The organism is Emticicia sp. C21, assembly GCF_003418935.1.
Lineage (GTDB): Bacteria > Bacteroidota > Bacteroidia > Cytophagales > Spirosomataceae > Emticicia.
Map to the genome: position 1 here is coordinate 639,228 of NZ_QVMT01000001.1, position 13,421 is coordinate 652,648.

Consider the following 13,421-nt stretch of genomic DNA (forward strand, 5'->3'; position numbering starts at 1 on the left):
ATTATTGTTTCAAAAGCCATACATCAGAAACTTTTGAATGCTTACGCCAGTTGAGATGGGATTCTTCCGGCTCATCAAAAGTTACCCTTATTTTCCCATCCATACTCAGATTCAGAGGTACAATCCACTCTTTAAAAGTCTCATTTTCACGATTATATACCACAGGACTCAATCGCTTGCCATCAACCCGTAAAAGTGCCTCACCCATACCTGCCACTCTGATAATATAACGGGCATCGGCCTGTAGATTATCATATTCCAACTCAGGGTTATTCTGAAATGTCTGCGTTGACAATCTGGCACGACTAAAACCATTATCCCACCAGGCTATATCCGTAGCATCATCTACAATTGTTTTCACTCTTGGCCCTTTACTGGTGCTTGACACATCGTCATAAAAACTACCAGCCCCCGGATTCTCCCATGTACTGATAACGTTTAGCCTTGCCATTACTTTGGCATTGCTATCAGTTACAATCGGCTTTAATTTCCTAAATTCATCTTCCAGCCACCAACGGTTATTGAGGGGATAATCTACAAAATCCAACAAACAACCTCTTTCATACCCTTTTGCTTGATGTTTAGGCACACTCGTTTGCAAACCAATAGAAGTATATAAAGCCTGGCACAATTGCTCTATTTTCTTTCTTAAATCATAACCAATCGGCATTTTCTCAGCCTTCTCTAAAACCTCCCAAGCCGAGGCCATAGCTTTATTAGCACCTGATTGTGGAGCTTTGGCTATTAGTGCATTCGCTTGTTTTTCGAGGTCTTGTTCGTAGATTAATCTGCGGCGTGTATAGGTATCGTAGTAGGCTCTTAATAATAAAATCTGCCAGCGCCAGTTTTCATTCAATTGTGGTGTTGCTGTAGCCTCCATGCCTTTCCAGAAAGCGAATGTAGCTTCTACCCCACCATTTTGCACTAGAGGTCCTTTCCAGTTATTTTCAAGGGCAGCGATGCCATCGGCAATATTTTCAGCCAGTTTTTTTCCGAAAAAGAAATTACCATAATCAACCAATATTTCTCTTACGTCCGTTTGTGTATCCCATGCCCTCATACTCCAGACTACCTTATTAATATCATCATGACAACCATCAGAATATGATAAGAAACCATCGGTAAAAGCCGCATAGGTTTTATGTATGCCCGCAAACTCATATGGACGAGGGTTACAAGCCTCTCTACCCAAAGTCAAGGCATAAGCCTGATCCCACTGACGAACAGGGAACTCACATCTCACATTATGTGTCAGGTCAGGGTATTCTCTGTGTTTATAGTTTTTAGGTAGTCTATAACGTGTCTCAGCCATTGGCGGACTACTTGGGCCTGATACTACTCCCTCAAACCAGGTAGGCTTATTCTCTTTCAGGTACTGATAAAAATAATCAACCTGCTCCACACTAAAGCCTTGTAATGAAAGCCATACTTTTGCTGTAGGATGATACTTAACCAGACGCTCATGCAGGTCTTTCAGAAATGGCATGACATCTTTCGGATGATTATCGCCCGGGTCGCCGCCCGGCACAAAAATATGGTCAAGGCGAGGGCATCTTTTATAAAGGTCTTCGTGCAGACTCAATTCTGCTGCACGTTTCTTGGCATCATGTAATTCAAAGGTGATAGGTGTCCACACCCAATAATCCTGGTCATAAGCCTGACAGATTTCACTCAGTTTCACGTTCATTTCGCGAGACGGAATCTTAAAGTGTGGGCTCGGGTTTTCATCTTCATGAAAAGGAATACCCTCCACAGCATTCGAACCAAAAATAGCCAGTTCTCTGATATACTGGTCAAATTGTGCCACCGTCCAGGCATCGTAAGAATTAGCCGTATGACGATATCCTAACTGATGTCCTCTGATACCATATTCAGGTGAGGTAGCGATATTAGTTTTAGCATCTAACTGAATAGTTTTAGGCAACAAAGTAGCTTTGCGTAATACCCAACCTGCACCAAACAATACCCCTCTGGCATCTGCACCTATCACCCACAAAATACCACCTTTATCAGTTAATTCTGATACAATTCTATAGCCTTCAGCCTTAAACTCAGGCCCGTTTTTGTCAGTATTGGCAGGAATAGCTTTACCTGATAAATCCTTATCACCTGACAGCACAAGCGCAATGGTAAACTCATTGCTTTTAGGCTGTCCGGTAGTAGACTTTAAAACGATAGAAGTACGCTTCTGAATCTCCTCCGTCAACATCTTTACAGTCGTTTCCTTCACTGGTGAGGGTATCGAATTAGAAGCAATAATATTGGCACTCTTAATGGTAATTGGTTGTGCAATAGTCACTGCGAAGCCAAGCAAAAACAGGGTAGTCAGATAAATAGATTTTCTTAACATGGGTCTATAAAGTCATAGGTTTTAATAGATTATAGCCTTGTATTCTGATAGTCGGAGTACCTTTCAGATCTTTTTTGTAATATTTTACTTTGATTTCCTTAACATCATCAGGAGGGATAGATATATAATTATCAGACCAGAAAACCGGAGTAATAGCAGCACCAGTGGCCCCATCAGCCAGTTCGGCTTCAATGAAGAAAGCTAATTTGTCAGACTTATTTCTCAGTATCAGACTTACTTCGTATTCATCCTTATTGATTTCTTTGATACTCTTCTCTGCCTTAATTTCTACTTTTGGCAAAGTATTCAATCCGCTGAAATCAGCATATTGTTTCTGAGGAGTATAAAACCAGAAATACTTCGACCAATCCAGTTGATCTTTTTGGGTAGACACCCAATAGAAATTATTAGCATACTCTTGTTCTCCGTCTAAATCCGTCAGTGAGAGGGCAATAAAATATATTTCATTCTTACCCTTTAATTCAGGTAGTTCTCGCCATTTCTTTATTGTATTTGCACCCAGATTTATAACTTCTGTTTCATTCAATATCTCTTTAGAGTTCTTATCAAAAACACTGATTATTACTCTTGTATCCTTCCATTCATCTTGGGTATCATTACTTAAGTAGATGCTATTATCATGATAATTATAAATAATATTTTCAGGCTGAGCTGCTTTCTTTGTGCCATAATAAGCCCCTGTAGGCATCAGGTAATAATCATACAACTGCCAATAAAACTCCGGCCAGGGTGAATTGAGCATCCACTGCACTACCCCGGTCGCTACCGGTCGGTTAATTACAAAGGCTTCAAACATGGGGCGAATGGCTTCATAGTTCATCAATTGTGATTTTAAAGCCAGTTCTTCCAGATTCTTCGATGCACCATATCTTTTATTCATCGCATTCAGGTAAACCCCCATCGTATTAAAGTCTTTACGACCCGAGTGGTAGTTCCACACTTTATTGTCAGGCGGCCATAAATCGGCTTCAGGTATCATTTTTTTAATACTCCCAATCGGCGGAATCTGTGGTCCCGGCCCTGTTTCACTATTAAAACCAAAAGCCCCACCTAGTTTTTTATCTTCAAACCAATATACAGGCGGTACATATTCATAAGGACCGTTCATTTTCATACCTGACTTCCCAGTCAATTCACTGGTAAAATCACCGGACGACACCAGAAATGGTCGCGTCGGGTCATATTGTTTCAAAGTAGCCTGATACCTTTTTTCGAGCGAAGGTTTTGGCATGGCATCGCTTCCACCTGCCCAGGTAAAGATGCTCGGGTGGTTGCGCAGCCACTTCACCTGGTCTCTCAAATAATTAGATAGTAAGGTCTCTTCATCAGGTGTCAGCTTTACTGCATACAAGTCAACTCCCTCATTAATCGGCAAGTTTTCATCACCCGGTTTCATTTTCAGTTCCATGCCCAGATAATCCGGCCATTCCCATTGGCAACTCCAACCCACCATTAGCAGAATACCATTCTCATCGCATAAATCATAGATATGATGATTATTACCCCAAACCCCCTCAAATCTTAAGGAATTCAGATTCATTTCTTTTACATACCGAATCTGTGCCGCATCTTTTTCGGGCATATAGCGCAAAAACAAATCATCCACCCATCCGGCACTTTTGATTAATACATCTCTGCCATTCACTTTATATCCTCGCACACCCTTATCATTCAGATAAGTTTCTATCTTACGGATACCAAATCTGGTGCTTTGTTTATCAGATAGACTTCCGTTTTCTCTTACTTCCAGATTCAACGTATACATTTCAGGATTGCCCAAACCATTCGGCCACCACAATCGTGGGTTCTTAATCAATAGCTCTTTGGTATCAGCAGGTGTAAACTTCACTTCTCTACGCTCATGAGGTGCCAGAATAAAGTTCTTTTTGAATGTAAGGTTTTCAATGGTACCGATTACTTCTACAGTTTTTGAGGCGTTACTATGGTTAGTTAATTCTGTACTGATAGTCAGCAAAGCCTGCGTTAAATCTTTAGGATCAAGGTCAGGAGCAATAAAGGTTCCCACCATACTGGCAACCTTTCCGGAACGTTTAAGTCGGATATCGCGATAGATACCCATATAGTGATCAGGAGGGGTTGGTGCCCAATCCACAAAGCCCATATAGAAGTCCCGAACCTGTGGTGGGAACACCTCTACCAATAGCACATTTTCACCGCTTTTGGCTGCTTCGGTAATATCAATTTCAAATTGACGAAAAGCACCGAAAAGCGTATCCTGAGAGGCTACTTTTACCCCATTCAACCAGAAATTAGCCCGATAATTTACCCCATCAACCATCAAACCCAGATATTCTTCCTGCGTATTTACATCCTCTAATTCGAATGTATTTCTAAACCACCAGGAATTTTCAAAAGGTGCGCGAGGTATTTTCTCAAGATTTTTACCTACAAAAGGATCTTTATATACGCCAGCTTCTACTAATGCTCCCAAAACAGTAGTAGGTAGGGTAGCCTTCACCCATTTTTCAGGATTAATGAGTTGCGTTGAAAGTGTTTTGGCATCGGCATTAATCTCTTTCGTAGAGGCAATGGTCCAGTTATCGCTTAAGGTACGTTCTTCCACTTTTACTTTTGAGCCACAGCTAAGCAGGAAAAAACTCCCTAGTATGCTCAAAAGTAAACACCATTTTTGATTCATATCTATTTATGCTTGATTTATTGTCTTTGTCTTTTAGTACTTATAAAAATATATTTTGGACTACTGCTATGCAAAATATAAAGTCATTAATAGCCTTTTTTAATGCCCGCGAAGTATACTAATAAATTCTATTCGACCCAAATTATCACACCTAAACAAATGAAAAACAGACAGTTATATTTGAGTATGCTAGTAGTTGCTCTCTCGCTCGGAACGGCATGGGCTATTCGTGGACAGTTCGGACATGAGCATGGAGCCGCATGGGCTGGTGGCATCGGTTGCCTGAGCTTATTATTAGTAGCCAAAAGGAGCGATTGGTATGCCAAGTTTTTTAGTGTTACGATGGCAGGTGCTTTGGGCTGGGGTCTGGGGGGTATTATGAGTTATGGTGTAGTTGTGGGCTATGGACGGGCCGATGATTTTATAAATGCCTATTATGGCTTGATGATGCTATTTGTGATTGGTGGACTATACGGATATATCGGCGGTGGTCTGTTTGGTCTGGCGCTTTCAAGCACGGCAAAAAACCCTGTCAAATGGGCTAATCTCATTGTTGAGATGGTTGCTGGAGCCATTTTATTCTATTATTTTATGATTATGGAATTTGAATGGTTCATGACTCCACCACGTTCTGAAGCATGGGCGATTTGTTTCGGGGCAGCTGTTGCTATGACTTGGTTTATGGTGAGACACGAACGAAATTCTGCCTTAAGAGTAGCTGTTTTCTCAGGCTTAGGCGGTGGATTTGGTTTTGCCTTTGGTAATTTCTTACAGGTATTAGGAAGTGTATCGGGCATTAAATTTAATTTCTGGAATGTGATGGAATATACCTTAGGCTTTTTTGGAGGATTAGGAATGTCGTATGGAACATTGACTTCAACGTGGGAACAATCCGAAAGTTCGCAAAAGAAAAGCTCGCAACTATTCCCATTATTGATGCTGGTGCTAATCATTCCATTCACCATGTGGCAACAGAACTTCGAAACCAAGCGTATTTTTGAAATGCTAACCAAATTGAATGTATCAGAAGGTAGCCCATTATTCGGATTAACAGAATGGAGTGGTTTAGTACTTATATTGTTATTTACTCTTATCTGGTTTTATAAATATTACGTCAGCCAGCCAAACAATGTGACCTATAGCTATAAAGAAGTACATGCATTCTTTACAGGCCATTTAATCCTGTACATTGTCTTTAGTTATATCATTACCGGGGCCTTTATCAGTGGATATAGACCTGAACAATACCTTTATACCCTTAATCTGATTGTGATTTTGCTATTAATCAATAAAACCCAACCATCGTTTGCCGATCATACCATTGGTCTTAAAAAATGGTCTTTGAGCATGGCAGTGGTAGCTGTATTTATCGCTTTGCTGGCGATGATTGCTATCAGTTCACACGATGAATTGAAAGGTGCACAGAAGAGATTCGGGGCGGAACCGGTGGAAGAGGGGGCGACGAAATAGCATTGTTTTTCTTCGTAGAGATGTAACGGTTCGACGCGCGATGCATTACGTCTCCGAGGGCATATCCCACCCCAAAAAAGTAATCTGGATAAGGTATATGTTTGAAGACATATGACAACAATATGTCTTCAAACGTATCATCGAAATCTAAACAGTCTCTAGTTATTTTCCAAAAGCGTTTTATAGACTTTCCTCACATGGTCAGTCTGAATAAGGTCAACACCCATTGCAGCGGCCTTCTTATAGTTAGCAGGTATATCTAACAGCCCCAGAACATCAGAAAATACCTTTATCTTGTGCTCGTGTATATCTGCCACTAATTGCTCATTCAGTATTGTCCAGCGTACATCAAACGCATAAGGATTGAGTTTAGCAACCTTGTCTTCTATTTCACTAGATTTATTTAATGAAGGCATAAGTTTAGCCTTCGGATAAACCTTTTTCAATGCCAGAAGAAAATCATCAGAACCATAAAAAACCGCCTCCTTTAGGAGCTTACTTGCTTTTAGTTCTTTCACTAAAGGTTCTGGCGCAACATCTTTGCAATCAACATATAGATTAGTCTGATGATTGTGTGTTTTATTCCATTGGGCTACTAAAGCCGTAGTTTCCTGCAAAGTCGGGATACGTTCTTCCTTGTATTGCTCAGGGTAGTTTTTACCTGCAGATAATACTCTCAATTCAGCCAGAGTAAAGTTTTTCATTGGCCCTTCACCATTGGTTGTCCGATTCAGCATACCATCATGTAAGATTGCTAATTGCCCGTCTTTGGTAGTACGAACATCTATTTCGATGTAATCAACGCCCATTTCCAACACTTTCTTAAATGTAGCCAGCGTGTTTTCAGGGGCTAATATTGAACTACCTCTGTGTGCCGATAAACCCAGATGATACTTCTCTTTTAAAGCTTTAGATGAGTCTGCTCCTGTTTGCGAAAGTTTATTCAGGGTAGAAGCAGGAATAAAAGCACTGATGTAGAAAATACTAATTGTAATGAAAAGTGTAATAGACTTTGTGAACGATTTCATGAGCAGTTTTATTGGTCTTGTCCAGACACTGTACTTTTATTAAGGTATGCTTCGGAAAGAAGCTGATTAAAATAACGTTCAAGGATAATTGAGTACTCCGACGACATCTCGGTTTCTCCTATATCAGCCAATAGCTCTGCCAATTCTTCCTTGGAGAGTTGATTGTTGATAAGTTTATCCATTAAATAATCAGGACGAGAGCGCTCCATGTAGCTTTTAGGTTGAGTACTGAATATTCTGTCTTTTCCATCAATTGCGAAAGTTTAACCACGGAGTGACACCGAGTACAGCACAGAGTAATGAAATATAAACTTCATGTAACTCCGTGCGAAACTTAGTGTAGCTCCGTGGTTAAATAATATCACTTATAACACCTTATTTCCATCAGTAACAAATACCCTAGTACTTACAGTATAAGTACCGCCATTAGGATCTTTGTATTTCAAATCAACATAAAAGGCAGCAAAGCCTTTGGTTGGGTAAGGTACTGTTACTTTTACAACCGGTTCTTTGGTTAATTTCAGGTTATGACTCAACCATAAATTATTACGAAAATCACGGTCTGATGAAGTCGTATGCCAGATGGTAGCACCTACCAAATCAGTTTGTTGCGCATTAATTGCCAGCTCTACACCATCTTTGTTATTGGTTGTTGTCCAGGTATTAGCCGGATATTCTTTATTCTGCAAGGTCAAACCAAAAAATGCTGTCAGAGACTCAAACGCCTGTTTGCCACCCCCTAAATCATGGCCTGCATTTGGGGTATAATGAATCATATTTTTACCTGGAATCTGGTCATAATAATGTTTGATAGCATCCACCGTCCAATATTCGTCATTTGTACCAATAAATATAATCTTCGGAATATTCATTTTAGCTCTATACGAATAAGGGTCTATCATGGTTGTAAGCGTTCTCCCTTCTTTTGTATCTGTGCTCTGTGGAATACCCAGTTTGGTATAATCTTCAATCTGAATACTGTATTCACCATAAGTTTTAAACTGATAATCAAGAGTAGCAGGCATATTCAGCATATCAATGACCATTGGCCCGATTGCTACCACACGTTTATCATCAATAGCACTCGATAACCAGGTTGTCCAACCACGTTTAGAGGCACCCGAAATCACAAATCTGTTTACCGTAAAATTATTGTTTTTCTTAGCAAACTCCTGCACTGCATCCATCGCTTTCACCGCCGATTTCACCATCGGAAAAAGTAAAGGCCATGAATAATCATTATCTTTTTTAAAGTTATGAAGTGTATGCGAAATCAACGCATCTTCCGTCAGATCACCAAAAAATGGTTGATTAGGTACTTGCTTAATCAAGGCAACGATAGCTTTGGTTTTCTCTGCCATACCCGCCAACGACGGCCACAGTTTATCGTCTTTGCTCCAGTTTGGTTGTTCGTTTTTGTTTGAGCCACCTGTAATAAACAATAAAGCCCCATCATATTGCTTGTTGTTAGGCACAAAGATAGTCAATTGATGTCTCCAGGTAAATTCTCTCCATTTCTGCGATGTCAATACCAGATTATACATCGTTACATTGTCTTTGGTCAATGAGTCTTTTACTTCCCATTTAAAGGACTTGTCTCCGTTGTTGATATAACTTTTAAGGGCTGTTTCGGGGGTAATTGAATTCTGTGCATAAATACATACCGATGTCATGACAAGGGCTGTACATAGCGTAATCAATCTTACTAAAGTGCTTTTCATAGATGAGGTTTTTAATCTGTAAATACTTGATGAAAATTTATTATGGTTTTGGACTATCTTTTACCAATTTAAGGGCCTGTTCGATATAAATTTCTCCGGTCATTTCGCCTAAACTTGTGCGGCTGACATATTCATATCGTTTAAAACTATTGAAATCTACCTTAGTAAGCATATACCCAAAGGCATCATTCGTTAACCCGAATAAAAACGGCAATTTGGTATTCATATTACGTTTTACATAATAGCCAATGTTTGGCAACGCCTCCCCTGGTATAGTCAGAATCTGTGCAGGGCCTATATTCAACAAGTTTAATTGCGTACTTACTGTATTTTCTTTATTCAAATCATGTTTTAAAGGCGAGTTTTTCAGAATATATCGCATAATTTCTGAATCAACCGGAAACTCTATTTTACGCGCCACACAATAGATATTCGGGTTCTCCAATACCGGTGCCTTTTCTACAATTCGTAGTGCTTCATCAGCTAATAATTCTCCGATTCTGATGCATTCCTCCCAGGTATTGGCTTCTTTTTGCCCTGCTCCCTCTTTGCCATATTCCAGTCGGGTATCGGCTGTTACCATCCCGCCTTGTGCCCCATTCATAAATAATGCTATTCCTCCTGCTTTTGATTCAATACGGTCATATAATGGCCCACACAAATCCGGACTTAAAATGCTTCTGCCAGAACCAATCACTTCCGGATGAACAGCATAATTTACCAACGTAGCAATCGCTTTCCCCTGCTTGCTACCAGTAGTAGCAATGGCCTGAATAATTCCACAACGAGGGTCATAAAGTGCAGGAGCATAGTAGTTATAAGCTATTTTACCCTTAGCTTCGTCAACAGCAATTTTTAAGGAAGCAGGCTCTAGTTTGCTAATGGCTTCGTTGACAGCATCAGCAATCTGTTGAATGCACCAATCAAGATATTTTAAATCGGCAGAAGATTTTCCGGTTGCATCCGGAAAAGCATAGGCATCAGGACCACTATGTGTATGAGTAGCCCCAATCAGAATATTTTCAGGTGGTATTCCTTTGATTAAAGCCCTTGATTTATTGCCTAAGATAGATGTCCAACCAAGATTATCCACATTAACAATAGCAATTCGGGTAGAACCCTTTTCAAAAACCATTGCCCGTGCAAACAGGTCACCTTTTTTCTCACTAGTAGGTTTAGGCGTACCAATACCACCAGAAGCAGGCAATAAGGGATTAGGTGTAATGACTCTGAGCGCAGCTCCTACCTTCAAGGTCTGGGAATAACCAATAGAAATGTTAAAAAGGCAACAAATAATAAGGGTAATGCTTAAGGAATACTTTTTCATTTGTGTCATAGGTAGTTTAAATATCAGGTTTGCGCTTTTTAAAATCACAATCCAACTGACTCCAGATTAGATTTCACATAATTGTCTCTATCGCTTGCATCCTTTATACTAGCTGCACTGATAATAGTACTATTGTTGACATAAGTTTTTTCAGATTTATTCCTGAAAATCCCACTCCATTTATTAACTTCCCCTGAATTCTGAAATCATGCCAATCATTTCAGCGAAAAAACAGAGTTGAATAAAAAAATTGATTCTAAACTTCAGGCAATTACCCTGTTTTAAACCTATAAATAACCCTAAATGAAGTCACTGGTACTTTATTGGGTGCTGATTATTACCATTTTTTCGGGTAGTATACATGCCCAAAACAGGATTGATTATTTCAGAGATGCTAGTCGGCAGTTGCCTCTCAGCGCAGTTGCAGACAAACCATTTCAGAAACTTGAGGATAATCACATCAATTTCGGGGAGGATAGTGCCAATCACTGGCTTAAGGTACATATACGGAATAATAGTGCTCATTACGAAAAATACTTCTTTGAAATAGGCTTCGTATGGTTTGACTCTGTTTATTTCTATCAGCAAGATTTCAAACTCATCAATGCCCTCACGTGGCAAACACCATTCCCGGAAAGGCTTTACCCGCATCGGTACTTCATCCTCCCTGTTTTGTTAAAACCACAAAGCGACACTACCGTTTATGCCAGATTTTATAAAAGACGAATGTTGATTAAAGGAGAGGTAAGTATCGAAAACGAAGAGGCATTTTTCTCTGACCGCATTTTTGACACAAGCTTTTATAGCTTCTTTACGGGCATTGTAGCCATAGTTTTTATCTTCTCAATGGCTGTCTTTTTTACTAATAAAGACAGGGTTTACCTTTATTATGCGCTCTATGTGTTGTTTGGACTAGGTTATACACTAACGGGCATAGGTTTTTTTCTACCGTTCTACCAACAAGGTTTTGGTATCATTTCAGCTTCAGAACTCCGGAACTGGCTGCTTTGGATTTCATTGGTTTTTCTGATGCTTTTCATTAAAGATTATGTGATGGGCGGACATACTTTAAACCGTAGAAATCTACTAATCTGGAGAATGGCAATAGGCTCATTGCTCCTGATGGTCCCCCAAAAGATAGCCGTGATTTATTTTGAAGTCACCAAAGGGCTGGCACCATACATGCTATTGATAACTATGGTCTGTAGCTTCTTAATGGCCATCAGCTTTACTTTTTACTTTGTTGTATACAGTTATATCAACAAAATCAACACTTCACTGGCCAAAAATTATCTGATAGGCATTACGCCTTTCTTTATTTTTGGTACTCTCTCCTATTTTCGTACTTTTGAGTTTATTGAGCACAGCTGGCTGCTCGACCAGAAAGTACAGGTGATTTGTGTAGTGTTTGATATCATTGTCCTGATGTTTGGATTGGGTCTTCGGTACAGACAATTGCGCGAAGAAAAAGAAAAACAAGCCCGCCTGGCTCTTGAAAATAAATTGACCCTGCAATATGAGAAAGAGCGAATCAGCCGCGACCTGCACGATAGTGTAGGTTCTCAACTCACTATAGTTGCTACCAGCCTTGATGCAGCTACATATCTGGCACATAAACAAAAACTGGAACCTCAGAAACTCGAAAAAATCAATGAAAACGTTCGTGAAGCTGTGCAGAATCTACGGGATACTATCTGGGCAACGCATCAGTCTACCATTAGTCTTGATAATTTTGATAAACGCCTGCGTAATTATATCCTGAATGCCGTTGACGACAAACTAGAGGTATCAATCCAATTCGCTTCGACTAATCCCGCTATTACTATCAGTTCTATGCAGGCCATCAATCTTTTCAGGGTCATTCAGGAAGCGACACAGAATATACTCAAACACGCGCAGGGCACACAAATCAACATCAGTTGCGAACAAACCGAGGAAAAAATAAGCATAGCTATTGCTGATAATGGCAGAGGCATGGTAGAAATCGAGACAAAAAGTACGGACTCGTATGGAATCAGGAATATGCGTGATAGAATAGCCGAAATCAAAGGAGAGCTAAGAATTGAATCGATAGCCAATGAAGGTACTACTATCTACATAGAACTCCCGATTTATACGGCAATTGCCTTATTGAATAAGTGATAAATAAATCAGTTATTTGCATTGAATATTATTCGCTTGTATGAGTGTAATCAGCGTAGGTCTAGTAGACGACAATCCAGCTTTATTGAACAATATCAGTCATAACCTCTCGGTTTTTGAAGAATTACGCATTGACTTTAAGGCCATCAATGGAGTAGATGTTTTAGAGAAACTCACTAAACATAACCCGGATGTTATTCTGATGGATATTGAAATGCCTTTGATGGATGGCATTGAAGCTACACGTGAGATAAAAAAGAGGAATCCCTCACAAAAAATTATGATGCTTACAGTACTCGACAGGGAAGACAAAATCTTTGAAGCCATTAAAGCCGGAGCATCAGGCTATTTGTTGAAAGATGAAAAACCCGGCAAGATTCTGAAAAGTATAGAAGAATTGATGGATGGAGGAGCACCAATGTCGCCAATTATAGCCGCTAAAACATTGGAAATACTTCGTAAAGAGCCTATTGTAGCAGCTAAAGTAGAAGCATATGTAACACCCGAATCATTTAATTTATCAAAACGGGAAATTGAAATTCTGGAGAATATTGCCAATGGATTAAGTTATACCCAAATTGCCGACCGCTTATTTGTCTCTGCCAAAACCATCCGGAAACATACTGAAAATATCTACCAGAAATTGCATGTGCATTCTAAATTAGAGGCAGTACAATTGGCTCAGAAAAATAAATGGGTTTGA

General features: G+C 39.8%; 9 protein-coding genes. 3 read left to right on the forward strand and 6 right to left on the reverse strand.

The annotated features are described in order from the left end of the window. Nucleotide 1: 1 nt before the first annotated feature. Together D0T08_RS02660 and D0T08_RS02665 are read right to left on the reverse strand one after the other, a co-directional pair. Nucleotides 2-2,350, reverse strand: coding sequence for a hypothetical protein (locus D0T08_RS02660; protein WP_229238885.1), 2,349 nt, complete (start codon nt 2,348-2,350; stop codon nt 2-4). A 4-nt stretch (nt 2,351-2,354) separates the two neighbouring features. Further along, complete coding sequence (locus tag D0T08_RS02665) at nt 2,355-5,030, reverse strand: glycosyl hydrolase 2 galactose-binding domain-containing protein (RefSeq protein WP_116981012.1); 2,676 nt, start codon at nt 5,028-5,030, stop codon at nt 2,355-2,357. Nucleotides 5,031-5,189: 159 nt separating this feature from the next. Here D0T08_RS02665 and D0T08_RS02670 point away from each other — a divergent pair, with 159 nt between their 5' ends. Next, nucleotides 5,190-6,500 carry a photosystem II biosynthesis protein gene (locus D0T08_RS02670; RefSeq protein ID WP_116981486.1) on the forward strand — a complete coding sequence of 437 codons (1,311 nt, stop codon included), beginning with the start codon at nt 5,190-5,192 and terminating at the stop codon, nt 6,498-6,500. A gap of 158 nt (nt 6,501-6,658) precedes the next feature. Here the strand turns inward: D0T08_RS02670 and D0T08_RS02675 are convergent, their stop codons facing one another. The 4 genes from D0T08_RS02675 to D0T08_RS02690 all read right to left on the reverse strand — a co-directional run bounded on the left by D0T08_RS02675 (nt 6,659) and on the right by D0T08_RS02690 (nt 10,576). Further along, on the reverse strand, nt 6,659-7,528 hold the full coding sequence (locus tag D0T08_RS02675; protein WP_116981013.1) for a glycerophosphodiester phosphodiesterase family protein: 870 nt from the start codon (nt 7,526-7,528) through the stop codon (nt 6,659-6,661). Between the two features lie 8 nt (nt 7,529-7,536). Further along, nucleotides 7,537-7,737: a hypothetical protein gene (locus D0T08_RS02680; protein ID WP_116981014.1), complete on the reverse strand. Its 201-nt coding sequence runs from the start codon at nt 7,735-7,737 to the stop codon at nt 7,537-7,539. Nucleotides 7,738-7,893: 156 nt separating this feature from the next. Then, a complete protein-coding gene (locus D0T08_RS02685) occupies nt 7,894-9,249 on the reverse strand; it encodes a PhoPQ-activated pathogenicity-related family protein (RefSeq protein WP_116981015.1) in 1,356 nt (451 codons plus the stop codon). Nucleotides 9,250-9,289: 40 nt separating this feature from the next. Further along, the gene (locus D0T08_RS02690; protein ID WP_116981487.1) at nt 9,290-10,576 is read right to left on the reverse strand and encodes a hypothetical protein; all 1,287 of its coding nucleotides are present in this window, start codon (nt 10,574-10,576) and stop codon (nt 9,290-9,292) included. A 303-nt stretch (nt 10,577-10,879) separates the two neighbouring features. Between D0T08_RS02690 and D0T08_RS02695 the strand changes: the two genes are divergently transcribed. After that, a complete protein-coding gene (locus tag D0T08_RS02695) occupies nt 10,880-12,718 on the forward strand; it encodes a 7TM-DISM domain-containing protein (protein ID WP_116981016.1) in 1,839 nt (612 codons plus the stop codon). Nucleotides 12,719-12,758: 40 nt separating this feature from the next. After that, the gene (locus D0T08_RS02700; RefSeq protein ID WP_116981017.1) at nt 12,759-13,421 is read left to right on the forward strand and encodes a response regulator transcription factor; all 663 of its coding nucleotides are present in this window, start codon (nt 12,759-12,761) and stop codon (nt 13,419-13,421) included.

Bases quoted from the DNA above. Each gene is read 5' to 3' on its own strand.
- D0T08_RS02660 (WP_229238885.1), bottom strand. From the start codon at position 2,350: ATGTTAAGAAAATCTATTTATCTGACTACCCTGTTTTTGCTTGGCTTC.
- D0T08_RS02665 (WP_116981012.1), bottom strand. From the start codon at position 5,030: ATGAATCAAAAATGGTGTTTACTTTTGAGCATACTAGGGAGTTTTTTC.
- D0T08_RS02670 (WP_116981486.1), top strand. From the start codon at position 5,190: ATGAAAAACAGACAGTTATATTTGAGTATGCTAGTAGTTGCTCTCTCG.
- D0T08_RS02675 (WP_116981013.1), bottom strand. From the start codon at position 7,528: ATGAAATCGTTCACAAAGTCTATTACACTTTTCATTACAATTAGTATT.
- D0T08_RS02680 (WP_116981014.1), bottom strand. From the start codon at position 7,737: ATGGAGCGCTCTCGTCCTGATTATTTAATGGATAAACTTATCAACAAT.
- D0T08_RS02685 (WP_116981015.1), bottom strand. From the start codon at position 9,249: ATGAAAAGCACTTTAGTAAGATTGATTACGCTATGTACAGCCCTTGTC.
- D0T08_RS02690 (WP_116981487.1), bottom strand. From the start codon at position 10,576: ATGAAAAAGTATTCCTTAAGCATTACCCTTATTATTTGTTGCCTTTTT.
- D0T08_RS02695 (WP_116981016.1), top strand. From the start codon at position 10,880: ATGAAGTCACTGGTACTTTATTGGGTGCTGATTATTACCATTTTTTCG.
- D0T08_RS02700 (WP_116981017.1), top strand. From the start codon at position 12,759: ATGAGTGTAATCAGCGTAGGTCTAGTAGACGACAATCCAGCTTTATTG.